The sequence below is a fragment of the Streptomyces sp. NPDC048420 genome, assembly GCF_040651535.1.
Lineage (GTDB): Bacteria > Actinomycetota > Actinomycetes > Streptomycetales > Streptomycetaceae > Streptomyces.
The window spans coordinates 145,816-169,292 of record NZ_JBEZKG010000002.1 but is presented as its reverse complement, the minus strand read 5'-3'; the positions used below and the strand labels follow the sequence as shown (position 1 = coordinate 169,292).

Sequence of the window (23,477 nt, the reverse complement as noted above, 5' to 3'; positions counted from 1 at the left end):
TGAGGTGTACGGGTGCGAGAGAATGGCGGCATGGAGATGCCGAGGAACGAAGGTTCGCCGGAAAGCCCCCAGATCCTGGTCGTGGGCCAGGACGGGATGGCGTTGGGCGGCGGGGGGGACGACGACTCCCGCGAGGTTCCGGTCACGGAGATGGTCGAGCAGCCCGCGAAGGTCATGCGGATCGGCAGCATGATCAAGCAGCTGCTCGAAGAGGTGCGCGCCGCTCCCCTCGACGAGGCCAGCCGGGCCCGGCTCAAGGAGATCCACCACAGCTCGGTGAAGGAGCTGGAGGACGGGCTCGCCCCCGAGCTCGTCGAGGAGCTGGAGCGGCTCTCTCTGCCCTTCAATGAGGACTCGACCCCGAGCGACGCGGAACTGCGCATCGCGCAGGCCCAGTTGGTCGGCTGGCTGGAGGGCCTCTTCCACGGGATCCAGACCACCCTGTTCGCCCAGCAGATGGCCGCGCGGGCCCAGCTGGAGCAGATGCGCCGCGCGCTCCCGCCGGGCGTCGGCGGTCACGAGGACGGCGGTGACCCGCGCGCGGGCGGCCGCACGGGCGGACCGTACCTGTAAACCCCCTGAACCGACGAAGGGCCCGGCGGCCGATGCCGCCGGGCCCTTCACTTCGCCTGTGGGAAACGCTCGTTCGGGTTTTTCTTCGGCGCCCCGGCGAAACCGGCGGGCGTGACCTTGGCCACGAAAGCCCCGCCGGGAACCGGCCGCCGACGCGTCGGACGCGGTGCCCGTTCCGTGACCGTACGCGAAAGAAAGGTGGCGCGGGCGTTACAGGTGCCCTACCGCCGGTACACAGGATTTGCACGCCGAGACGTAGTACAGGTTTGATGGCCGGTCCGTCTCGGGCCGGCCCCCGGGCTCATCCCGGACCGGCGGCTTGCGCGAAGGCTGTAGCGTGGCCGACGGAGACCGTAACAACACCGCGCGCACCGCGGGCAGAAACGACGGCGAGGACCGATGGCACAGCAGCAGCGCGCTCAGGGCCCGTCCGACCCCGAGGCGACTGGCGGCGGAATGTCAGATGCGCCGGAGCTGTGGGGTAACGGCGGACTGGTGGGGGACGGCCGATATCGGCTGACCCGCAGACTCGGCCGGGGCGGCATGGCCGAGGTGTTCGCCGCCGAGGACGTTCGGCTCGGCCGCACCGTGGCGGTCAAGCTGCTCCGGGCCGACCTCGCCGAGGACCCGACCTCCAAGGCCCGCTTCACGCGCGAGGCCCAGTCCGTGGCCGGCCTCAACCACCACGCGATCGTCGCCGTGTACGACTCCGGCGAGGACTTCGTGGGCGGCCAGTCGGTGCCGTACATCGTGATGGAGATCGTCGAGGGACGGACGATCCGTGACCTGCTGATCAACGCCGAGGCGCCCGGGCCCGAGCAGGCCCTGATCATCGTCTCCGGGGTCCTGGAGGCCCTCGCCTACTCGCACCAGCACGGCATCGTGCACCGCGACATCAAACCGGCGAACGTGATCATCACGCACAACGGCGCGGTCAAGGTGATGGACTTCGGCATCGCCCGCGCCCTGCACGGCGCGTCCACCACCATGACCCAGACCGGCATGGTCATGGGCACCCCGCAGTACCTCTCCCCCGAGCAGGCCCTCGGCAAGGCGGTCGACCACCGCTCCGACCTCTACGCCACGGGCTGTCTCCTCTACGAACTCCTCGCGCTGCGGCCGCCGTTCACGGGCGAGACCCCGCTCTCCGTGGTCTACCAGCACGTCCAGGACATCCCGACACCTCCGTCGCAGGTCTCCGAAGCCGTCCCGCCGGAGCTCGACGGCCTGGTCATGCGCTCGCTCGCCAAGGAGCCCGACGACCGCTTCCAGACCGCCGAGGAGATGCGCGGGCTCGTCCAGTACGGCCTCCAGATGCTGTACGACCAGGGCGGCCACACCGGCACCTGGAACACCGGCCCGGTGACGGTGCACGACGGCCGCGGCACGCCCGCCGCGGGCTTCGCGAGCACCAGTGTGCTTCCGCACCCCGGCGCCGCCTCCGGCACCACCCAGATCCCCCAGCCGATCCTGCCGGGCGGCTACGGCGGCGGGGACGACGGCGGCTTCGAGGGGCACGGCAACCGGGGCAGCGGCCGCGGCAAGCTGTGGATCCTCGCCGTCCTCGCGGTGATCGCCGTCGCGGCGGGCGTCGCGCTGGCGCTCAACGGCGGGGGCGGGGGTGGTGCCGGCACCGACATCACGCCGACGGCGACCACCTCGCAGACCACCGACGACCAGTCGGCCAGCGAGACGCCGAGCGAGACGGCGACGGACGAGTCGACCGACACGTCCACCGACGACAGCGGCAGCTCGGGCGGCTCGGGGTACACACCGTCCTATACGCCGTCGTACACACCCTCTTACACGCCTTCTCCTACGCCCACCCAGCCGACTGAGACTGCGACGGAGCCGACGGACACCGCGGAACCGACGGACACGGCGGAGCCCAGCGACACGGCGGAACCGACCGGGGGCGGTGGCGTCATCTCAGGGCCCACCGGCGGAGACGAGGACTCCTGAACCGCTGAACCCCTCACGCACGCGTGGGTCCTTGGAACGGGCCCCACGCGTGCGTGCCGTTTGTCTGCTCGTACGGCGCCGACGTCAGCCGACGAACGCGTCGCACACCGCGTCGTACTCCCGCGTCCACCACACCACCAGCGCCGAGGCCGCCGGGAACTGGGGGTCCGCGCGGGTGTCGCCGCGTTCGTAGTGCCAGCGCAGCATCCAGAAGTCGTTGAGGCGCTCCCACCACACGCGGTGCACGGCTGCCGCGAGTTCCGAGGGGGTCGCTCCCGCGGTACGGCGGTACGCGCGCGCGTAGGCCCGCGCCCTCGGCAGGTCGAGCGTCCCCGCGGGCCGTACGAAGAAGATCGCGGCAGCGCGTACGGCCTCCTCGGCGCGGGGCTTCACGCCGAGCCGGTCCCAGTCGACGATCGCGGCGGGCGCGTCGCCCCGGTAGAGCAGGTTGAAGGGGTGGAAGTCCCCGTGCACCCAGCCCACCGGCCCACTGTGCGGAGGCCGCCGCCCCGCGTGCTGTTCGAGCAGCGCACGCCGCTCCAGAAGGCGGTGCCGGGCCAGTTCGTCGAAGGAGTCGGCGGGCCGGTGCCGGCGCACACGCGCGAGGAGGTCGTCGATGAGGGCGAAGGTGACGGCGGGGTCGGTGCCGGTCTCGGCGGGCCCGGCACCCGGCGCGCCCTCATCCCGGCGCACTCCCGCATCCGCTCGTACGCCCCCTTTCGGCACCGCACCGGCCTCCACCGGCATCACCCGCTCCAGGCTCGCGTGCACCACCCCCAGCAGTGCGCCCAGCCGTTCGCACTGGTCGGTGCTGAGTTGGGTGCCGTGGTGGTGGCGGCCGTCGATCCAGGGATGGAGGGCGTAGGCGTGGCCGCCGACGACAGCGACCGTGCGGCCGTCCTGGCCGGGGAGCGGCGGGGCCACCGGGACGCCGAGATCGGCCAGGCGCCGGGTGGCCCGGTGCTGGCGGGCGATCGCCTCCGGGGCGGCCGTCTCGGGGTCGAAGTGGTGCTTGAGGAAGTAGTGGCCGCGGGTGGTGCGGAGCCGGTAGCCGCGGTTGAGGAGCCCTTGGTCGACGGGGTCGCAGGCGAGGGCGGACCCTGCGCCGTACTGGCGGAGGAGGGCGCCCAGCGGGGGCGCGTGAGGCATCAGGGGTGGTACAGGAGAGCGCGGCACGCGCCAGATGCTAGGGCACGGAACAGGGCTGTGAGCTGGGCGTTGTCACAGCAGGTCATATTCAGTCACGGTGTGTTCTCGAAGAGGCGTACCCGGCCACCGTACGTCGAGGTCGTCGAGGAGGAATACCCTGATTTCTCCGTCTTCGCGCGCTCGGCAAGTCAGACACGGAAAGTCTTCCGGTGGCCTGGGTGGACGGGATAACGTGCCGTTGCTCCGGCCTGCTGCAAGGCTGTGACCAGCGCCCCTTCGGCTCTTTTCCGATTTACTTGGAAATCCAAGCAAAATCGCAGGTCAAAGGGGGTTTCACAGAAATGTGGAGCACTGGGTAACGTGATTCTTGCAGGGCGCTCGCCGGGGCACCTGTCACGCCTGTTCCGGCCGAGTGGCACCCACCCCGTGCCCCGGGTGTCGGAAGCAGGCGAGCCGCACTGGTACCCGGCAATCCCGGGGGCCGGACCGACGGAGGAGCACACGTGACCGTGGAGAGCACTGCCGCGCGCAAGCCGCGACGCAGCGCCGGGACGAGGAAGTCCCCGAGCACCAAGCCCGAACTGGTTCAGCTGCTGACGCCCGAGGGCAAACGCGTCAAGAACGCGACCTACGACAAATACGTCGCGGACATCACCCCCGAAGAGCTCCGCGGCCTCTACCGCGACATGGTGCTCACCCGCCGCTTCGACGCCGAGGCCACCTCACTGCAGCGCCAGGGCGAACTGGGCCTGTGGGCCTCGCTGCTCGGCCAGGAAGCCGCCCAGATCGGCTCCGGGCGGGCGCTGCGCGACGACGACTACGTCTTCCCGACCTACCGCGAGCACGGCGTGGCCTGGTGCCGCGGGGTCGACCCGACCAACCTGCTCGGCATGTTCCGCGGTGTGAACAACGGTGGCTGGGACCCGAACAGCAACAACTTCCACCTCTACACGATCGTCATCGGCTCCCAGACCCTGCACGCCACGGGCTACGCGATGGGCGTCGCCAAGGACGGCGCGGACAGCGCCGTGATCGCGTACTTCGGTGACGGCGCCTCCAGCCAGGGCGACGTGGCCGAATCGTTCACCTTCTCCGCGGTCTACAACGCCCCGGTGGTGTTCTTCTGCCAGAACAACCAGTGGGCGATCTCCGAGCCGACCGAGAAGCAGACCCGCGTGCCGCTCTACCAGCGCGCGCAGGGCTTCGGCTTCCCCGGTGTACGGGTCGACGGCAACGACGTGCTCGCGTCGCTGGCCGTCACCAAGTGGGCGCTGGAGCGGGCCCGCGGCGGCGAGGGGCCGACGCTCGTCGAGGCGTACACCTACCGGATGGGCGCCCACACCACCTCCGACGACCCGAGCAAGTACCGGGCCGACGAGGAGCGCGAGGCGTGGGAGGCGAAGGACCCGATCCTGCGCCTGCGCCGGTACCTGGAGGCCTCAAACCACGCGGACGAGGGATTTTTCGCGGAACTGGAGACCGAGTCCGAGGCGTTGGGCAGGCGAGTGCGTGAGGCGGTGCGTGCCATGCCGGACCCGGACCGCTTCGCTCTCTTCGAGCACGCGTACGCGGACGGGCACGCGCTCGTCGACGAGGAGCGGGCCGGGTTCGCCGCCTACCAGGCGTCGTTCGCGGATGGGGAAGGGGCCTGATCATGGCAGCGGAAACGATGGCACTGGCCAAGGCGATCAACGAGTCGCTCAGGCGCGCCCTGGACACCGACCCCAAGGTCCTGGTCATGGGCGAGGACGTCGGCAAGCTCGGCGGTGTCTTCCGGGTCACCGACGGCCTCCAGAAGGACTTCGGCGAGGACCGGGTCATCGACACCCCGCTCGCCGAGTCGGGCATCGTCGGCACCGCGATCGGCCTGGCGCTGCGCGGCTACCGGCCGGTGGTGGAGATCCAGTTCGACGGCTTCGTCTTCCCGGCCTACGACCAGATCGTCACCCAGCTCGCGAAGATGCACGCGCGGTCGCTGGGCAAGGTCAAGATGCCGGTCGTCGTGCGCATCCCCTACGGCGGCGGCATCGGCGCGGTCGAGCACCACTCGGAGTCCCCGGAGGCGCTGTTCGCGCACGTGGCGGGCCTGAAGGTGGTCTCGCCGTCGAATGCGTCGGACGCGTACTGGATGATGCAGCAGGCCATCCAGAGCGACGACCCGGTGATCTTCTTCGAGCCCAAGCGGCGCTACTGGGACAAGGGCGAGGTCAACACCGAGGCCATTCCCGGTCCGCTGCACAAGGCGCAGGTGGTCCGCGAGGGCACCGACCTGACGCTCGTCGCCTACGGCCCGATGGTGAAGCTCTGCAAGGAGGTCGCCGACGCGGCCGCCGAGGAGGGCAAGTCCCTGGAGGTCCTGGACCTGCGCTCCGTCTCGCCGCTGGACTTCGACGCGATCCAAGCCTCGGTGGAGAAGACCCGCCGCCTGGTCGTGGTCCACGAGGCGCCGGTGTTCTTCGGGTCGGGCGCGGAGATCGCGGCCCGGATCACGGAGCGCTGCTTCTACCACCTGGAGGCCCCGGTGCTCAGGGTCGGCGGCTACCACGCCCCGTATCCGCCGGCGCGTCTGGAGGAGGAGTACCTGCCGGGTCTGGACCGGGTGCTCGACACCGTCGACCGTGCCCTGGCGTACTGAGGAGAGGGTCGTGACGACGATGACACAGGCGTCCGTACGCGAGTTCAAGATGCCCGACGTGGGCGAGGGGCTCACCGAGGCGGAGATCCTCAAGTGGTATGTCCAGCCGGGGGACACCGTCACCGACGGGCAGGTGGTGTGCGAGGTGGAGACGGCCAAGGCGGCCGTCGAACTGCCCATCCCGTACGACGGGGTGGTGCGCGCTCTGCACTTCCCCGAGGGCACCACGGTCGACGTGGGCACGTCGATCATCGCGGTGGACGTGTCGGGCGGGGCGGCCTCGCCCGCTGAATCCGCTGCTCCTGAACCCGCTGCTCCTGAATCCCCCGCTCTCCAGGAGCCGAAGCCGGAAGGCCGCCAGCCGGTCCTGGTCGGCTACGGCGTGGCCACCTCCTCGACCAAGCGCCGCCCCCGCAAGGGGCCCGAGGTCCCGGCCCAGCAGGCGTCGGCGGCCGTCCAGACCGAGCTGAACGGCCATGGCCCGGCGGCTCCCGTGGTGGAGTCCCGTCCCCTGGCCAAGCCTCCGGTGCGCAAGCTCGCGAAGGACCTGGGCGTCGACCTCACGACGGTGACCCCATCCGGGCCGGACGGCATCATCACCCGCGAGGACGTCCACGCGGCGGCCGGCCCGACCGAGGCGCCCGCGCCCGCGCCGGTGACACAGGCCCCGGTCCCGGTTCCGGCGGCCCCTGCGGCGTCGTACGACTCCGTCCGCGAGACCCGTGTCCCGGTCAAGGGCGTCCGCAAGGCCACGGCACTGGCGATGGTCGGCTCGGCGTTCACGGCCCCGCATGTCACGGAGTTCGTGACGGTGGACGTGACGCGCACCCTGAAGCTGGTCGAGGAGCTCAAGCAGGACAAGGAGTTCGCGGGGCTGCGGGTGAACCCCCTTCTGCTGATCGCCAAGGCCCTGCTGGTCGCGATCAAGCGGAACCCGGACATCAACGCGTCCTGGGACGAGGCGAACCAGGAGATCGTGCAGAAGCACTACGTCAACCTGGGCATCGCGGCGGCCACTCCGCGTGGCCTGATCGTCCCGAACATCAAGGACGCCGACGCGAAGACGCTGCCGCAACTGGCGGAGTCACTGGGCGAGTTGGTGTCCACGGCGAAGGAGGGCCGGACCTCTCCTGCGGCGATGCAGGGCGGCACGGTCACCATCACCAACGTCGGTGTCTTCGGCGTCGACACCGGCACGCCGATCCTGCCGCCGGGCGAATCCGCGATCCTCGCGGTCGGTGCGATCAAGCTCCAGCCGTGGGTCCACAAGGGCAAGGTGAAGCCCCGCCAGGTCACCACGCTGGCGCTGAGCTTCGACCACCGCCTGGTGGACGGAGAGCTGGGCTCCAAGGTGCTGGCCGACGTGGCGGCGATCCTGGAACAGCCGAAGAAACTCATCACCTGGGCGTGACCTGTCCGGCCCGGACAGGTTGTTCAACGGTGAAGGGACGGCCGCAAGTTTGGGTTGCGGCCGTCCCTTCACGCCTTCACGGGCCGATCAGGACCGGTCGAGCACGTAGATGACGTTCAGGTCTCGTCGCCACTCTCTACCTGCGGGCGCTCGGTTCGTTCATTCACCAATGCGAGGGAAGTTCTTTTGTTCCCCTTGCGCCTGGCACCCCGACATGACGAAGGGGCCCGTCGCCCATCGGCAACGGACCCCTACGTGACAGTCGGTGTCAGCTGATCTTCGCGTAGCCGTAGTTGATGAGCTTCTTGACGTCGGTCGTGCGGTTGGCCGCCGAGGAGGAGGTCATGACCGCGCCGATGACGGACTCGCCGTTCTTCGTGGCGGCGAAGACGAGGCAGTACTTGGAGTCGGAGCCCGAGCCGGTCTTGATGCCGAGCGTGCCGTTCCAGCCGAGCAGGGTGTTGGTGTTCTTCCAGGCACCCATGGTGCGGGTGCTGCCGGTCTTCGTGATCGTCTTCGCCGTGTACGACTTGGTCTTCACGACGGACTTGAAGGTCGAGTTCTTCATCACGTTGCGGGCGAGCAGCGTGAGGTCCTTCGGAGTCGAGGCGTTCGAACCATTGCTTATTCCGTCGAACGAGTCGAACTTCGTGTTCGTCATACCGAGGTTCTTCGCCGTCGTGTTCATCTTCGCGATGAACGACTTCGTGCGCGCGGAGACCGTCGAGCCGGAACCGAACTTGTCGGCCAGTGCCATCGCGGCGTCGCAGCCGGACGGCAGCATCATTCCGTAGAGCAGCTGACGGACGGTGACCTTGTCGCCGACGATCAGGTGGGCGGAAGAGGCGCCCTTGGAGACGATGTAGTCGCTGTACGCCTTCTTGATGGTGACCTTGGCGTCCAGGTTCAGGTTCGACTGCGAGAGCACGACCTTGGCGGTCATGATCTTCGTGGTGGAAGCGGTGAGCCGCTTGGTGTTGGGCGACTTGCTGAAGAGGGTCGTGCCGGTGGCGCTGTTCATCAGGAAACCGCCCTTGGCGGTGATGGTCGGCGTGGTCAACGCCTGCGCGGGTGCCGCGGTGAGAGCCCCGGTGGCGAGCACTGCGCCGGTCGTGATCGCGACGGCTGCGGCTCTGCGGACGCGGAGGCCCTTGATGGCGGTAATCAACTGAAATACCCCGAATACGTCGAATGCCCCTGAAAGTGCGGCCGAGTTGAAGGGGAACGAGGTTGAGGCCGCATGTGTCTGACACGTAGATAGCACGGAAGGTTGTGCAGTCGCTGGGGCGGGTGTCGATTTCCGCGACGAGGGTGACGGCCGGGGGTCCGCATGCTGGACGGGGCTCATCATGCGTACGTGTTGTATCTATGCTGTGGGCATGAGCCTGGCCGTGAAACAGCCCCCCGCCGCCGACCGCGTCTACACCCACGTCAAGCAGGGTGTCCTGGACCGTCGCTACGAGGGCGGGACCCTGCTCACCGAGGGCGAGCTCGCCGAGGCCGTCGGGGTGTCCCGCACACCGGTGCGTGAGGCGCTGCTCCGTCTCGAGGTCGAGGGGCTGATCAAGCTTTACCCGAAAAAGGGAGCGCTGGTCCTGCCCGTCTCCGCCCAGGAGATCGCGGACGTCGTCGAGACCCGCCAGCTCGTCGAGGGTCACGCCGCCCGCAAGGCCGTGCCGGCGTCCCCGCAGCTCCTCGCACGCCTGGAGGAGTTGCTCGCGCGGCAGAAGGAGCAGGCCGCGGCCGGGGACCTGGCCGGCGCCGCCGTGACCGACCGCTGCTTCCACGCCGAGATCGTCCGCAGCGGCGGCAACGAGATCCTCAGCCGGCTCTACGACCAGCTCCGCGACCGCCAGCTCAGGATGGGCGTCGCCGTGATGCACGCCCACCCGGACCGCATCACCAAGACCCTCACCGAGCACGAGCAGATCCTTCACGCCCTGCGCTCCGGCGACGCGGAGGCGGTCGTAGGCCTGATTCACGGGCATGTCGAGTGGTTCTCGAACCTGGCGCGGGGGGAGGTCCGATGAACCGCTCCCCGCTTCCCGGTGACCCTCCGGGCGGCCGGCGCGCGATGGCCGTGTGGGGCATCGGCGTCTCCGTCTACTTCGTCGCTGTCATCTTCCGCACGTCCCTCGGGGTCGCCGGCCTCGACGCGGCCGAGCGGTTCCATGTGAACGCCTCGGCCCTGTCGACCTTCTCGATCCTCCAGCTCCTCGTCTACGCCGGCATGCAGATCCCCGTCGGCCTGCTCGTCGACCGGCTCGGCACCAAGAAGGTGCTGACCCTGGGCGTGGTGCTGTTCACGGCGGGGCAGCTCGGCTTCGCGTTCTCGCCGTCGTACGGCACCGCCCTCGCCTCGCGCGCGCTGCTCGGCTGCGGCGACGCGATGACCTTCATCAGCGTGCTGCGGCTCGGCACCCGCTGGTTCCCGGCCCGCCGCGGCCCGCTGGTCGCGCAGCTCGCCGGGCTGGCCGGCATGGCGGGCAACCTGGTCTCCACCCTGGTCCTGGCCCGGCTGCTGCACGGCATCGGCTGGACGGCCGCGTTCGCGGGCAGCTCGCTCGCGGGTGTGGTGGTGCTGGTCCTGCTGCTCCTCTTCCTCAAGGACCACCCCGAGGGACACGAGCCGGAGCCGTTCCCGCACCGGGGAGCGGCCTACGTACGACGCCAGATCGCCGCGTCCTGGCGGGAACCCGGCACCCGGCTCGGGCTGTGGGTGCACTTCACGACGCAGTTCCCGGCGATGGTGTTCCTGCTGCTGTGGGGCCTGCCGTTCCTCGTCGAGGCGCAGGGGCTGTCCCGGGCGGTGGCGGGCGAACTGCTCACGCTCGTCGTGCTGTCCAACATGGTCTTCGGCCTGGTCTACGGCCAGATCGTGGCCCGGCACCACGCGGCGCGGCTGCCGCTCGCGCTCGGCACCGTGGCCGCGACGGCGCTGCTGTGGGCGGGCACGCTGGCCTACCCCGGCGAGCACGCGCCGATGTGGCTGCTGATCGTGCTGTGCGTGGTGCTCGGCTCGTGCGGGCCGGCCTCGATGCTCGGCTTCGACTTCGCGCGCCCGGCGAACCCGCCGGAGCGGCAGGGCACCGCGTCCGGCATCACCAACATGGGCGGGTTCGTCGCGTCGATGACGACCCTGTTCGCCGTCGGTGTCCTCCTGGACGCGACCGGCGACAACTACACCGTCGCCTTCTCGTCCGTCTTCGTGCTCCAGGCACTCGGCGTCAGCCAGATCCTGCGGCTGCGCAGGCGGGCGGCGCGCAGGGAGCGGGAGCGGCTGGTGGCGAGCCGGGTGGAGACGGTGCACGTCCCTGCGTAGCCGCGGGAGCTACGCAGGTCTCACACCCGATTCCTACTGCGTCACCGTGAAGTTCCGCAGGATCGCCGACGTCAGTTCCGGGTCGCCGTCCGCCTTCACGCGGTCCGCCGCCGACTCCGGGGTCACGCGGCCGCAGGCCAGGCGGACGTAGGTCTCCCAGTCGAGGGTGAGGGTGGCGGCGGGGCCGAGCGCGGGAGCCGTCTCCAGTGTGCCGCGGCCTTGGATGTCGACCCTTATCGTGCGCAGGAACTCGACGGGGCCGTGGATGTCGAAGACGATCGCCGAACTGCGGGGCGCGTTCGCCTTGGTGGCCACTATGTCGGGGAGGGCGTCGAGCAGCACGTCCCGGGCGATGTGCGCGCCGGGGGAGTCGAGGTTGCCGGGCCGGCCGAGGGCGGTGCGCAGGTCCTGTTCGTGCACCCAGACGTCGAAGGCGTGCTGGCGCATGGAGTCCACGAGCGTCAGTTCGGTTCCGAGCGGGCCGCGCACCTTCGTGCCGGGGTCGCGGGACTCGTTCCGCAGCTGGCGGTTGCGGCGGATGATGACGTACTCCAGCTCGGACGTCATCTCCGGCGCCGTGTGGTGGCGGCGGACGTCGACCTGCATCTCCATGTACCGCTGGTGGTCGTTGGTGACGTGGAACAGGTCGCGGGGGAGGGTGTGGATGGGGCGCGGGTCGCCCAGCATCTCGCAGTCCAGCCCGATGACATGCGACACCACGTCCCGCACCGACCAGCCGGGGCAGGGGGTACGACGGTTCCACTCACCCTCGACGAGGGGCGTCACCAGCTCGGATATCGCGTCGATGGAGTGGGTCCAGGCGTCGGCGTAGGGCTGGAGAGTGGGATGCAGACTCACGGAACGGGACCCCTCGGCGGTCGGAGCACGGGCTGGTGGTGGCGGCGTTGCCAGTGGAGGTGGTGGCTGTCGGCGGGTGTCTTGGAACGCTAAGTTACGCTGCTGCGAGGCACCCCGGCAGTGCTTTCGTGTGACGATCGTAGGCCCGTAACGGACGGCTCGAATGCCAGGACGGTGGTAGTGTGCGCGCCTCTTTGATCCAGATCGCCGTGGATGAGGGCGAATCGGTCGAATCGCGTCGGCGTCGGGTGGCGTCGCTGGTACGCGATCAGGCCGGAGCCGACCTCGTCGTCCTGCCGGAACTGTGGAGCACGGGGGCGTTCGCCTTCGAGGAGTTCGGGAGCGAGGCCGAGCCGCTTCACGGGCCGACGTACGAGGCCATGGCGAAGGCCGCGAGCGACGCGGGCGTGTGGCTGCACGCGGGCTCGATCCCCGAGCGGGCCCCCGACGGCACCCTCTACAACACCTCCCTCTTCTTCTCCCCCGCCGGTGAACTGGCCGCCACCTACCGCAAGATCCACCGCTTCGGCTTCGACAAGGGCGAGGCCGTGCTGATGGGCCGCGGCGAGGACCTGGTGACGGTCCGTCTGCCGGAGACGACCGTCGGCGTCGCCACCTGTTACGACCTCCGTTTCCCCGAGCTCTTCCGTGGTCTCGTCGACGCGGGCGCCGAGACCCTGGTGATCCCGGCGGGCTGGCCGGAGCGCCGCCGGGCGCACTGGACGCTGCTGGCCCGGGCGCGGGCGGTCGAGAACCAGGCGTTCGTGCTTGCCTGTGGAACGGCCGGGACGCACGCGGGAGTTCCACAGGCAGGTCACTCGATCGTGGTGGATCCGTGGGGCGAGGTGCTCGCGGAGGCGGGCGCCGACGAGGAGGTCCTCACGGTGGAGTTCGACCCCGGGAAGGTGGCCGTGACCAGGGAGCAGTTCCCGGCCCTGAAGGACCGGGTGCTCTGAGACCCGGGGCAACGGCCCAGGGGATCAGTCGTCCTCCCGCTCCTTCTCCGCGAGGTGGATCACGCACACCGCCACCGCGATGAGCAGCGCCGGGTCCGCGTCGTCGCGGACGATGTCGACGCCGTAGGTCTCACGGACGTGCAGCCAGCGCCGGGAGACCACGGCGAGCAGTTCGCCGTCGTACTCGACGGCGAACTCACGGTCGAGGATCTTGCCGCTGACGTCGAGTTCGGTCCTGCCGTCGGCGAGCGCCACCCGGTAGTGGTTGCGCAGCAGCGACAGGCGTTTCCGCTTGATCTTCGCCAGCGGCTCGCCGTCCCGCTCGATCACCATGGTGTCGCGCAGGGCGAACATCTTCTGGCGGATGTCGATCAGGACCCGCCCGTGGGTGTCCTTCAGCTCGAAGGTGTCCCTGACCCGCATGGCTTTGCCGTCGACGAGGAAGACCTTGTTGCCCCGGTCGTCCTCGATCCAGTAGTCGTCACCGATGCCGAGGAGCCGGTCGCGTACGAGGAATCTCATGCCGTTACCGCTTCCCCGGCGCCCGTCCCGAAACGCCGCCGGTAGGCCGACGGGCTGAGGCCGGTCTCGCGCCGCACGCGCGCGCGGAGGTTGGCGGCCGTGCCCAGACCGCTCCTCGCGGCCACCACGTCGAGGCGTTCCTCCCCGCGCTCGATGAGCCGGCAGGCGAGCGCCACCCGTTCCGCCGTCAGCCACGCGAGCGGAGTCGTGCCGAGCTGGGCCTGGAAGCGGCGGTGCAGGGTCGCCGGGGAGACAGCCGCGCGGGCCGCCAGGCCGGCCACCGTCAGCGGCTCCCCCAGCCGCTCCTGCGCCCACGCGAGCAGCGGACCCAGCGACTCGTCCCGTACGTCGGGCACGGGCCGCTCGACGAACTGCTTCTGGCCGCCGTCGCGGTGGGCGGCGAAGACGAGCCTGCGGGAGACGTGGTTGGCGATCTCGGCGCCGTGGTCCCGTCGTACCAGGTGCAGCCCCAGGTCGAGCGCCGAGGCGCTGCCGGACGCGGTGAGGATGTCGCCGTCGTCGACGAAGAGGATGTCCGGCTCCAGCCGCACACGTGGGAAGCGGGCCCGGAACGAGTCGGCCCACATCCAGTGACAGGCCGCCCGCCGTCCGTCCAGCAGCCCGGCCTCCGCCAGGGTGAACGCGCCCGAGCAGAAGCCGACCAGCCGGGCGCCACGCGCGTGTGCCCGTCGTACGACGTCCAGCACCTGCGGTGAGCGCGGGGTGTCGGTGTCGGGCCGGTTCGGCACGATCAGCGTGTCCGCCTCGTCCGCCGCCTCCAGACCGGCGACCCCGGTCAGCGTGAAGAAGCCGTCCCGCATCCGGGTGCTCGACCCGGCGGCGCACAGCGTGAAGTCGTACAGCTGCCGCCCCAGTTCCGGCCGTCGCAGCCCGAAGACCTCGATGGCGCAGCTCATTTCGAAGGGGTTGGAGTTCTCGTCGACCAGCAGGACGACACGGTGAGAGGATTCTTGCGCCATGTGCGATTTCTAGCACTCGTGCGGTGAACGAGGCACCCGCACGATGACCTCATGACCACCGAACCCGTCTCCCTGCCCGCCGCGCTGGCCTCCTTCACCGAGCAGTGGAGTCCCCGCATCGTCAGCGCCGTCAACGACTACGACGTCCGCGTCACGCACGTCGAGGGCGAGCATCTCTGGCACGTCCACGACGACACCGACGAGTTCTTCCTGGTCCTGGAGGGCGAGCTGCACATTTCGCTGCGGGAGCCGGCCGGCGAGCGCACGGTCGTTCTGCCGAGGCTGTCCGTCTTCACGGTCCCGCGGGGCGTCGAACACAAGCCGTACGCCCCCGTCCCGACCGACATCCTCCTGCTCGAACCCACCGGCACCTCGACGGTCGGCGACCGCCATGACGAGATCCCGGCCCATGTGGACGTGACGACGGGCCACGCGCTGCACCGGTGACCCGTCCGACGGCTACCGCCTGCGCGGGACCAGCTTGAACACCGCGACGCCTGCCGCCACCAGGGTCGTGGCGGCCACGACCATCGCCATGCTGTTGAGCCACAGCCCGGTCGCCGCCAGCGTGGCGCCTCCGGCCCCGGTGGTACCGGCGCCGATCACTCTTCCGTACATCGCGCTTCTCCTGTGTTGGTTTCCATGAGGGTTACGTAGCCACCCACTTCTCCTCGCTGCGGCGCAACAGCCCCCACAGCGAGGAGAAGTAGACGGCGTGCTGAAAGAGGTCGTAGAGCATCTCGGGGATCATCAGCGCCGCCACCAGCACGGCACGTGGCCCGGCCCGGCGTACGGAGACCGTCTTCTCGACCACGAAGACCAGCCCGATCGCGGTCCAGAAGGGCGAGTAGCCGGGCCAGCCGTACAGCGTGGTGTAGGTGCCCATGTAGGTCAGGTAGATGAGGAAGGACAGCGCTCCGAAGCCCATGAGGAACTGCTGTGCGAAGTAGCGGGCGGTGACGCGGGTCCAGCCGTAGTCGCGCAGGTTCTCGAGGGCTCCGCGCTGCCACCGCAGCCGCTGGTGCCACAACTTGCCCAGGGTGGGCATGACCTCGGTGGTGACCGCGCAGCCTGCCGGGGACATGGTCCGGTAGCCGAGGGTCTTGACCGCCTTGGTCATCTCGTCGTCCTCGGTGAGCGAGGCGAGACTGTAGTAGGCGTGGCCGCCGCCGATCACTCCGTCGCGGCGGGCGGCGCGCACCTCGCGCAGGACGCGGGCGCGGAACATGGTGCCGGTGCCGGTGAGCACCTGGGCCTTGCCGCCGGTGCGCTCCAGCTCCCAGGCGTAGCGGTGGAACTCCATGCGCTGGAGCAGGCCGAGCAGACCGCCGCCGTCCTCGCCGTAGAAGACCCCGCCGACGGCACCGACCTTGCGGTTGAAGGTGCCGATCGCCGTCTCGTTGAACGACGGGTCGAGCACGGTGTCGGCGTCCTGCACCAACAAGAGGTCGCGGTCCTCGAGATGGGGCAGCACCCAGGCGATGGCCTGGTTGAGGGCGCCGGCCTTCTTGTGCGTGTTGCCCTGGGTGGCGAAGACCTGGGCGCCCTGTGCGAAGGCGATCTCGGCGGTGGCGTCGGTGCAGTTGTCGGCGACCACGACGATCAGGTCGGGGCGCCGGGTCTGCCGCCACAGGCCCTGGATCGCGTCGGCGATGCGGTCCTGTTCGTTGTGGGCCGGTATCAGCGCCACCAGGCGTGTGGGGCCGTCGAATTCGTCGGGGGCGGCGTGGGCGCGGCGCGCCGCGTGCCGGTGGGGGCGCGGTGAGCGCGGATAGTGCGCCGCGGGTGACGTCGCCTCAAGTGTCGTCGTGGAGTGGAGCACGGGGAGCCCCCGGGTGTGCTGATGGTTCACGCCCGGCACTGCAGACCCCCCGGGCTCTCAAGGATCCCGAGTCTTCACTATTTCCACACAAGCAGACAAGTCAACCTGGATCACGGATTGCTCACGGTTGACTGTGTATCCGACTTGAGAGCCGTATCCGGTTTACACGCCGTATCCGTCGGAGTATCCGTCACGGCGTCCGTGCCGCTCCTCCTCGATCACCGTCGGCGCCGTGGGCGGCATGACCACCCGCCTGCGCCGCGCGATGCTGCTGAACGTCGTCACGCCGATCAGCCCCACGATCATCAGAATGACCCCGACCAGGTCGAGGTTGACCCCGTTCATGTGCCAGTCGGTCGCGAAAGTGAGGATGGCTCCCACGGCGATGAGGATGATGCATCCGCCCAAGCCCATGAGTGTCGCCTCCCTGTCCGGGCCGGTCGTTCCGGTCCGGACTCGCGGGTACCCCCACTCCGGGCGAACTACCCCTCCAGGAACGCCACCAGCGCGTTCGCCAGCAGATGCGGGTCGTCCACGCCGCACAACTCCCGGACGCTGTGCATCGACAGGATCGCCACACCGATATCGACGGTCTTGATGCCGTGCCGGGCCGCGGTGATCGGCCCGATCGTCGTGCCGCAGGGCATGGAGTTGTTGGAGACGAAGGACTGGAAAGGCACACCGGCCTTCTCGCAGGCGGCGGCCCACACGGCCCGGCCCGAACCGTCCGTGGCGTAGCGGTTGTTGACGTTGACCTTGAGGATCGGCCCGCCGTTGACCCGCGGGTGGTGCGTCGGGTCGTGCCGCTCCGCGTAGTTGGGGTGCACGGCGTGCCCGGTGTCGGAGGACAGACAGACCGTCCCCGCGAAGGCCCGCGCCCGGTCCTCGTACGACCCGCCGCGTGCGAACACCGAACGCTCCAGGACCCCGCCGAGCAGCGGCCCGTCGGCGCCCGTGTCCGACTGCGAACCGTTCTCCTCGTGGTCGAAGGCGGCGAGGACGGGGATGTACGACAGCTCCGGGCCGCCCGCGACCGCGGCCAGGGCGGCCACGCCCGCGTGCACCGACAGCAGGTTGTCCATCCGCGGTCCGGCCAGCAGCTCCTTGTCCCGGCCCAGATAGGCGGGCGCCTCCACGGAGTGCGTCATCAGGTCCCAGCCGGTCACCTCGCCCGCGCCGAGCCCCAGTTCCTCCTCCAGGAACGCGATCAGGTCGCCGTCGCGCACATCGTCGCCGAGCCCCCAGATGGGCTGCAGATGCCGCTGCTTGTCCAGCTTGAGCCCCTCGGAGGAGACCGCGCGGTCCAGATGGATGGCGAGCTGGGGCACCCTCAGCAGCGGCCGGTCCACGTTCACCAGCCGCGTCGAACCGTCCCGCAGGGTCAGCCGGCCGGCCAGCCCCAGGTCACGGTCCAGCCAGGAGTTCATCAGCGGACCGCCGTAGATCTCCACGGCCACCTGGCGCCAGCCGTGTCCGCCGGCGTCGGGCAGCGGCTTGACCCGCAGGTTGGGCGAGTCGGTGTGCGCGCCGACGATCCGGTACGGCGTGTGCGGCGTGGCCGTCTCGGGGACGTACCAGGCGATGATCGCGCCTCCGCGCAGTACGTACTTGCCGCCGCTCGACCCGTCCCAGGCGTCCGTCTCCGAGACCTGGCGGAAGCCTGCCTTCTCCAGCCGCTCGGCGGCGTTCGCCACCGCGTGGTACGGCGTGGGGCTCGCTGCCAGGAAGGACATGAGGTCGTCGGTGTGACCGCGGTCGAAGCGGGAGGGTTCGCTCATGGCAGCCACCCTAAGGTGCCGTGCAGCCGTGTCGAGCCGCGGTTCCGTGAAGGATCGTGCCACCGCGGAGGCGGATTTGATCGGAAAGCGGTGGGCCGGAGGCGTATGCCGTTTCGCGGACGGGACCGTCCGGGCCCCCGGGACCTTCCGTGGTGGTCCCGGGGGCCGTGATGCCGGCGCGGCGTCAGCGGCGCAGTGCCTCCGCCGGCTGGATGCGGGCCGCACGCCAGGCCGGGTAGAGGCCTGCCAGCAGGCCCGTGGCGAGGCCCACGGCCGGGGCGGCGGCGAGGGTGACCGGGTGGACGACCGGCGTCCAGTCCCGTACCACCGCCACCGCGACCACCGTGATCACACCGACGCTGGTGCCGACCAGGCCGCCCAGCGCGCCCAGCGTGCCCGACTCCGTGAGGAACTGGAGCGTGATGTGGCGGCTGCGAGCGCCCAGCGCTCGGCGCAGACCGATCTCGCCCGTGCGCTCCAGCACGGCCACCAGGGTCGTGTTGGCGATCCCCACCGCGCCGATGACCAGGCAGATCGCGGCCAGCAGCAGGAAGAGCTGGCCCAGGTCGGAGGTGACCGACGTGCGCAGGGACCTCGGGTCGGGCGGCGGGGTGGCCTTGAGGTACTCGGGGTGGTCCGGCCGCAGCGCGGTCGGCGCCTCGTGGGCCACCTGGGCGGCCGCCCCCGTACTGGTGGCCACCAGCATCTTGGCGCCCCCCTCCTCGGGCACCCCCCACAGCCGCTCCGCCGTGCTGCTCGGGACGACCACGCTCAGCAGGAGGTCGGCCTTGCGCTGCACGTCGTCGATGATGCCGATCACCGCGAACGGCTCACCGTCGATGAAGACGGCCGGCCGCGTGTCCAGTGTGGTGATGCCCAGCCGGGCGGCCGTCCCGGAGCCGAGGAGCGCCACCTGGGCCGAGGTGTCCTGCTGGAAGCCGTCGTACAGCCGCCCCTGCGCGAGCGTGGGCAGCGCGGCCTGGAGCGTTCCGGGTGAGGCGGCCAGGATCTGGGCCCGTTCACCGGTGGCGTCACCGAGCGGGGACGCGCGGACCGTGTCGGTGCCGGTGAGCCGTACCTGCCAGTACACGCCCGCGTGCTCGACGCCGTTCAACGCCTCGATCCGGTCGTCGGCGTCGTCGGGAAAGGCGTAACCGGCGAACTCGTTCTGCTGGCGGCCCACGTCCTCGATGGTCACCTCGGTCGCGCTGAGCAGGTCGAAGCGCGAGTCGATCTGCGAGGAGGTGGTGGCCGTCAGACCGAGCACGGCGACGAAGGTGCCGACGCCCAGGACGGTGCCGAGGCCGGTGAGCGCGGAACGCGCGGGCCGTTGCAGCATCCCGGCGAGGGCCTCGCCGAACAGGTCGCGGGGGGAGAAGGACGAGAACGCGGAGAGCGAGGGCTCGGGGGAGCGGCGGCGGCTTCGCAGCCGTGGCAGTCGTCTTCGCCTGTCGGTCACTCGGCGACTCCCTCCGCCGACAGGGCCCGCCGGGGGCCTCGGCCGGGCTGCTCGGCGAGGACGCCGTCCCGGATGGCGACGGTGCGTTCCCCGTGGGCGGCGACGGCCGGATCGTGGGTGATGACGAGTACGGTCATGCCCTCGGCGTGCAGCTCGTCCAGCAGCGCCAGGACGCTCTCGGCCGTCGCCGTGTCCAGGTTGCCCGTCGGCTCGTCGCACAGCAGCAGCGAGGGCCTGGCCACCAGGGCGCGGGCGATCGCCACCCGCTGCCGTTCACCGCCGGACAGCCGCGTCGGCACCGCGTCGATCCGGTGACCGAGCCCGACCCGGATCAGGGCGGCACGCGCGCGTGCCGTGCGGTCGGCGCGGCCGGAGCGGTTGTAGACCATGGCGAGGGTGACGTTCTCCAGCGCGCTGCGGTGCGGCATGAGGTGGAACGACTGGAAGACGAACCCGATGTGCCGCCCGCGCAGCGCGGCGCGGGCCGCCTCGCCCGCGCCGGCGACATCGATGCCGTCCAGGAGGTACGAGCCCTCGGTCGGCGCGTCGAGCAGCCCCGCCACGTTGAGAAACGTGGACTTGCCCGACCCGGACGGCCCGATCACGGTGACGAACTCGCCCCGCCGCACGACCAGGTCGCAGGGCCGCAGCGCGGTGACGGGTGGCGGGCCGGGATAGGTCAGCCCCACCCCGCGGAACTCCATGACCGGAACCTCGGGCCCCGGCCCGGGCGCCTGCGGTGAGCCGCGGCGGCGGGTGTGGGCGCGCAGCCTCATGCACCGCCTCCCGGGGCCTGCCGTATACCGGTGACCACGAGGGCGCCGGGGTCCAGACGGCCACCGGCCACGGGAACCACCTCCACGTACCCGTCGCCCTGGGTGCCGGCCCGGACCTGCACCCGACGCTGTGTGCCGTCCGCGGCCACGACGGTGACCGCGCTCTTGCCGTCCGAGCCCACGGACACGGCGGTGACCGGCACCACCAGTGCCTTGCCGTCCGTGGAACCGGCCTCGACGGTCAGCCGCACCTCCTGGCCCGCCAGTGCGCGGTCCAGGGGCTTGTCGGGCTCCACCACGAGCGGATAGCCCTGGGCCGCGGCCGGGGCGCGCTCGCCGTCCGACCCGTCCTCGGAGGTGGTGCCGTCCTGCTCCTGGCCCGCGTCCAGGGTCTGAGACACGGACCGCACCTTCCCGGGGACGGTGGTCCCGGAGCGCTCGGCGAGGACCTCGACCCGCTGACCGGCCCTGACCAGGCCTTTCTGGCGCTCCTGCAGATATCCCCGGACGACGAGCCGGCCCGCGGACACCTTCATCACGCCGGCCGTCACCCGAGTGCCGACCGCCCCGGACACCGAGTCCACCCGGGCCGGGAAACCGGGCAGGAACACGACCTCGCCTGCGGGCAGCATGGGACCGGCGGCGGACTGTGCGTCGGTCAGGTTCTGGCGGGCCGTCTGCAGGTCCTCCCGCGCCCACTCGACGGCGCGCCGGGCCTCGGCGGCGCCATCACCTGCGTCTGTGTTGTTTTCACCGTCGGCCGGTGTCGCCGAGGGGGACGGCTCCGCCGCGTCGGCGGCCGACTGCGCCTGCTCCAGCGCGCGTTCGGCGGACCGTACGCCCTCCTCCGCCGCCTTGACCGCCTGGCCCTCGTCGTCGACCGCCGGCCTGGGGTCGTAGCCGAGCCCGGCGTAGAAGGCCTGGAGCGCCGCTTTCGTACCGGCCTTGAAGGTGCCGGACGGGTCGTTGCCGGTGCCGTGCCCGAGGTCGCGCAACGCTTTCTGCAGCTGGGCCACGTCGTCGCCCTTGGCCCCCGGCTTGAGGTCCCGGTACACGGGGAGCTCGCCCTTCAGGACGAACACCGGGCGGCCGGACACCTCCAGCAGGAGCTGACCGGCGCGGATCGTGTCCCCGGTGTTGACCGGGAGCTTCGTCACCACGGGTTCGGCGGCGCCCTCACCGCCCGACGCGACGGGCGTCACGGTCACGGACTGTCCGGCCGCCACGGTGCCGCGCAGCACCACGGTCTCCTTCAGCACCCGCCGTTCCACCGGCGCGGTCAGCACGTCCGCGGCCGGGGGCTTCGTGTCGGCCGCGGCCTGGGCCGGTGACTTGATGACCTGTGAGGCGGCGAAGCCGGCCGCCGCCAGCAGGGTCGACCCCACGGAGACGGCGGCCACCCACCGGCGGCGGGTCATCCGGGCCCTCGCGGTCGGCTCCGTGCCCGGCGCCGACTGCAGCCGCTCCGGTTCGGATCGCGTCTGATGATCCATCGCTCACCCGGCCTGCGCGGACGCGGCGGCCTTGAGCATGGCGTCGATGTTCTTCTTGACGTCGGCGAGGGCCTCGGCGTTCTGCTCCACGGCCTGCTCCTGGTAGGCGTAGTCGACCGCGAACCAGACACCCACCACGTTGTGCTTCGCACGGCACTCCTGGTCGGCGGTGGCGACCTGGATCTCGTGCCGCGTCGGCTGCGGGGTCTTCGCCCACTCCGGGTCGCCGAGGGCCGCCAGCGGGTCGGTGTAGTCGAAGCCCTTGTCCTTCATGCACGTCGACCACTTGGCGAACACCGCGCGGGTGCGCTTGTCCTGCTGGGCCTTCGTCAGGGTGTCGAACTTGAGGTCGGTGGCGACCTTCGCGTCACCCGTGTTCCCGTTGACCGAGCCGGTGAGCTTCTTGCGCCCCTCTCCGACACACCCGTGGTCCGGTACCTTCTGGCCGTTGATGACCTGTCCGCCGGACCCGAACTTCTGCTTGGGGTCGTCCGATCCGCGCTCGGCCGTCTGCATCGCGGCCGTCATCTTCTGACCCTTGTTCCCCCAGGGGCTGTCGTCCTCCACGCCGCCCGCCGGGTGGTAACCCCACTCCTCCGCCTTTTCGGCGCTCTGGGGTCCGAAGCGGCCGTCGGTCCGTGTGGTCGGGGCGTCACCCGAGGACGCGGTGAACTCGGCCTCCGGGGGCGTGTAGTCGAATCCGAAGCGCTTCATGCAGTCGGTCAGGATGCCCGCGTAGGCGTTGTTGATGGTCTCGTTCTGCTCCGGGTTCAGCAGGTAGGTGTCCAGGGGCATCGACTTGTCATTGGCGTTGGTGATCTTCGGGATTTCGGCCACGGCGGGAGGTGCCTTGGGATTCCCCTTCGATTCCGCCGAAGAGCTTTCGCCGTCCGAACAGCCGGCCAGCAGAAGCGGCACACAGACCAGGAGAGCAGAAAAGCGGCGCATTGCACGAGACACGATGGTGGCTTCTTCCGATTCTTCTGAGTGGAGTTCCGATTCCGGGCCCGGTTCCCGTGCCGGGGGTGCGAGCAGGTGCCCGCACCCCCGCATCACTCGGACGGGACTCAGACGTTCTGGCCCGATGCGTTGTTGTTCTTCAGCTGCGAGTTGAGGTCGACCGTGGCGTAAGGCGAGATGGTCTGACAGGCAACGGCGCAGCTGTAGCCGCTGTTGTAGTAGACCCGGAAGTTCGAGCTGATCCAGCTGTCCACGGCGGCGGCGTGGTTCTTGACCTCGACGCCGGCTCCCGCGCTGCCGTTTCTCCCGCTGCTGAAGTAGCGGCCCGCGTAGTCCCGGACCTTGTCGTACTGCACGTAGACCGCGCCGTAGCCATAGCTGCTGGAGTTGTAGTACAGGCAGACTTCGCCCTCGCCGCAGTCGTAGTCGATCGCGGCCGACGCCGGTGCCGCCGTCACCAGTCCGGCGGCCAGTGCGCCGCCCACCACCGCGGTCGCCGCGATGAGTTTCCTGATTCGCATGCCGATCCCTTTCCGTTGCGGTTCGGATTACTCCGGATACGCTCACAAGAAAGGGCAGCCTCTCGCTGTGCTGCCGCTGCGAATTCGGGACAGGTGGAACGGGACGTGACTCTTGCTGAGAACGGCCGAGAGGATCTGCCCATTGCGCGGACTGCTGCCTCGAATTCGCGTTCCCCAGAGTAGGTCGTGCTTCGCCGGGCGGCCTCTCTATTCCTTTTGGGAGTGTCTGAAAAGCGATCAACCATCCGTGTTTGCGGGGGTGGTGGCGATGTAAATCATCGCCCGGTATGTTGCGATTGA

General features: G+C 70.2%; 23 protein-coding genes. 9 read left to right on the top strand and 14 right to left on the bottom strand.

What is annotated here, in order from left to right:
* Nucleotides 1-30: 30 nt before the first annotated feature.
* Both AB0D34_RS03505 and AB0D34_RS03500 read left to right on the top strand, forming a co-directional pair.
* Nucleotides 31-573 (top strand): bacterial proteasome activator family protein, encoded by a 543-nt coding sequence (locus tag AB0D34_RS03505; RefSeq protein ID WP_362655823.1) that lies wholly within the window; start codon nucleotides 31-33, stop codon nucleotides 571-573.
* 399 nt (nucleotides 574-972) lie between these two features.
* Nucleotides 973-2,535, top strand: coding sequence for a protein kinase (locus AB0D34_RS03500; protein ID WP_362655820.1), 1,563 nt, complete (start codon nucleotides 973-975; stop codon nucleotides 2,533-2,535).
* Between the two features lie 84 nt (nucleotides 2,536-2,619).
* On the opposite strand, the gene AB0D34_RS03495 is transcribed toward AB0D34_RS03500, so the two are convergent.
* Entirely contained in the window at nucleotides 2,620-3,684 is a 1,065-nt protein-coding gene (locus AB0D34_RS03495; protein WP_362655817.1) for a phosphotransferase, read from the bottom strand.
* A gap of 503 nt (nucleotides 3,685-4,187) precedes the next feature.
* Between AB0D34_RS03495 and pdhA the strand changes: the two genes are divergently transcribed.
* Genes pdhA through AB0D34_RS03480 form a run of 3 tightly spaced genes read left to right on the top strand, consistent with a single transcriptional unit; the run spans nucleotide 4,188 to nucleotide 7,730 of the window.
* Nucleotides 4,188-5,336, top strand: coding sequence for a pyruvate dehydrogenase (acetyl-transferring) E1 component subunit alpha (pdhA, locus tag AB0D34_RS03490; RefSeq protein WP_362655814.1), 1,149 nt, complete (start codon nucleotides 4,188-4,190; stop codon nucleotides 5,334-5,336).
* Nucleotides 5,337-5,338: 2 nt separating this feature from the next.
* Complete coding sequence (locus AB0D34_RS03485; protein WP_362655811.1) at nucleotides 5,339-6,319, top strand: alpha-ketoacid dehydrogenase subunit beta; 981 nt, start codon at nucleotides 5,339-5,341, stop codon at nucleotides 6,317-6,319.
* Between the two features lie 10 nt (nucleotides 6,320-6,329).
* Nucleotides 6,330-7,730, top strand: a complete 1,401-nt coding sequence (locus AB0D34_RS03480; protein WP_362655808.1) for a dihydrolipoamide acetyltransferase family protein — start codon at nucleotides 6,330-6,332, stop codon at nucleotides 7,728-7,730.
* 268 nt (nucleotides 7,731-7,998) lie between these two features.
* Here AB0D34_RS03480 and AB0D34_RS03475 read toward each other — a convergent pair whose 3' ends face one another.
* The gene (locus AB0D34_RS03475) at nucleotides 7,999-8,898 is read right to left on the bottom strand and encodes a serine hydrolase (protein ID WP_362655806.1); all 900 of its coding nucleotides are present in this window, start codon (nucleotides 8,896-8,898) and stop codon (nucleotides 7,999-8,001) included.
* 211 nt (nucleotides 8,899-9,109) lie between these two features.
* Between AB0D34_RS03475 and AB0D34_RS03470 the strand changes: the two genes are divergently transcribed.
* Both AB0D34_RS03470 and AB0D34_RS03465 read left to right on the top strand, forming a co-directional pair.
* Nucleotides 9,110-9,760: a GntR family transcriptional regulator gene (locus tag AB0D34_RS03470; RefSeq protein WP_362655804.1), complete on the top strand. Its 651-nt coding sequence runs from the start codon at nucleotides 9,110-9,112 to the stop codon at nucleotides 9,758-9,760.
* On the top strand, nucleotides 9,757-11,052 hold the full coding sequence (locus AB0D34_RS03465; protein WP_362655801.1) for an MFS transporter: 1,296 nt from the start codon (nucleotides 9,757-9,759) through the stop codon (nucleotides 11,050-11,052). Before AB0D34_RS03470 ends, AB0D34_RS03465 begins: the two co-directional genes overlap by 4 nt.
* A 33-nt stretch (nucleotides 11,053-11,085) precedes the next feature.
* Here AB0D34_RS03465 and AB0D34_RS03460 read toward each other — a convergent pair whose 3' ends face one another.
* Nucleotides 11,086-11,910: a maleylpyruvate isomerase family mycothiol-dependent enzyme gene (locus tag AB0D34_RS03460; RefSeq protein ID WP_362655798.1), complete on the bottom strand. Its 825-nt coding sequence runs from the start codon at nucleotides 11,908-11,910 to the stop codon at nucleotides 11,086-11,088.
* 182 nt (nucleotides 11,911-12,092) lie between these two features.
* Between AB0D34_RS03460 and AB0D34_RS03455 the strand changes: the two genes are divergently transcribed.
* Complete coding sequence (locus tag AB0D34_RS03455) at nucleotides 12,093-12,866, top strand: carbon-nitrogen family hydrolase (protein WP_362655795.1); 774 nt, start codon at nucleotides 12,093-12,095, stop codon at nucleotides 12,864-12,866.
* A 24-nt stretch (nucleotides 12,867-12,890) separates the two neighbouring features.
* On the opposite strand, the gene AB0D34_RS03450 is transcribed toward AB0D34_RS03455, so the two are convergent.
* Nucleotides 12,891-13,388, bottom strand: coding sequence for an LURP-one-related family protein (locus AB0D34_RS03450; protein WP_362655793.1), 498 nt, complete (start codon nucleotides 13,386-13,388; stop codon nucleotides 12,891-12,893).
* Entirely contained in the window at nucleotides 13,385-14,368 is a 984-nt protein-coding gene (locus AB0D34_RS03445; RefSeq protein ID WP_362655790.1) for a helix-turn-helix domain-containing protein, read from the bottom strand. The genes AB0D34_RS03450 and AB0D34_RS03445 overlap by 4 nt, the downstream gene beginning before the upstream one ends.
* A gap of 51 nt (nucleotides 14,369-14,419) precedes the next feature.
* Here AB0D34_RS03445 and AB0D34_RS03440 point away from each other — a divergent pair, with 51 nt between their 5' ends.
* Nucleotides 14,420-14,815, top strand: coding sequence for a cupin domain-containing protein (locus AB0D34_RS03440; RefSeq protein WP_362655787.1), 396 nt, complete (start codon nucleotides 14,420-14,422; stop codon nucleotides 14,813-14,815).
* 12 nt (nucleotides 14,816-14,827) lie between these two features.
* On the opposite strand, the gene AB0D34_RS03435 is transcribed toward AB0D34_RS03440, so the two are convergent.
* The 9 genes from AB0D34_RS03435 to AB0D34_RS03395 form a co-directional block, all read right to left on the bottom strand.
* On the bottom strand, nucleotides 14,828-14,986 hold the full coding sequence (locus AB0D34_RS03435; RefSeq protein WP_174269180.1) for a hypothetical protein: 159 nt from the start codon (nucleotides 14,984-14,986) through the stop codon (nucleotides 14,828-14,830).
* Nucleotides 14,987-15,017: 31 nt separating this feature from the next.
* Nucleotides 15,018-16,229, bottom strand: coding sequence for a glycosyltransferase family 2 protein (locus AB0D34_RS03430; RefSeq protein WP_362655784.1), 1,212 nt, complete (start codon nucleotides 16,227-16,229; stop codon nucleotides 15,018-15,020).
* A gap of 123 nt (nucleotides 16,230-16,352) precedes the next feature.
* On the bottom strand, nucleotides 16,353-16,604 hold the full coding sequence (locus AB0D34_RS03425; protein ID WP_362655781.1) for a DUF6458 family protein: 252 nt from the start codon (nucleotides 16,602-16,604) through the stop codon (nucleotides 16,353-16,355).
* Nucleotides 16,605-16,672: 68 nt separating this feature from the next.
* Entirely contained in the window at nucleotides 16,673-17,968 is a 1,296-nt protein-coding gene (locus AB0D34_RS03420; protein ID WP_362655778.1) for a M18 family aminopeptidase, read from the bottom strand.
* A 184-nt stretch (nucleotides 17,969-18,152) separates the two neighbouring features.
* Entirely contained in the window at nucleotides 18,153-19,397 is a 1,245-nt protein-coding gene (locus AB0D34_RS03415; protein ID WP_362656620.1) for an ABC transporter permease, read from the bottom strand.
* 26 nt (nucleotides 19,398-19,423) lie between these two features.
* The gene (locus AB0D34_RS03410) at nucleotides 19,424-20,131 is read right to left on the bottom strand and encodes an ABC transporter ATP-binding protein (RefSeq protein WP_362656617.1); all 708 of its coding nucleotides are present in this window, start codon (nucleotides 20,129-20,131) and stop codon (nucleotides 19,424-19,426) included.
* Nucleotides 20,132-20,199: 68 nt separating this feature from the next.
* Nucleotides 20,200-21,696 (bottom strand): peptidoglycan-binding protein, encoded by a 1,497-nt coding sequence (locus AB0D34_RS03405; protein WP_362655775.1) that lies wholly within the window; start codon nucleotides 21,694-21,696, stop codon nucleotides 20,200-20,202.
* Between the two features lie 3 nt (nucleotides 21,697-21,699).
* On the bottom strand, nucleotides 21,700-22,533 hold the full coding sequence (locus AB0D34_RS03400; protein ID WP_362655772.1) for a hypothetical protein: 834 nt from the start codon (nucleotides 22,531-22,533) through the stop codon (nucleotides 21,700-21,702).
* A gap of 230 nt (nucleotides 22,534-22,763) precedes the next feature.
* Nucleotides 22,764-23,177 carry a hypothetical protein gene (locus tag AB0D34_RS03395; RefSeq protein WP_362655769.1) on the bottom strand — a complete coding sequence of 138 codons (414 nt, stop codon included), beginning with the start codon at nucleotides 23,175-23,177 and terminating at the stop codon, nucleotides 22,764-22,766.
* Nucleotides 23,178-23,477: the final 300 nt, after the last annotated feature.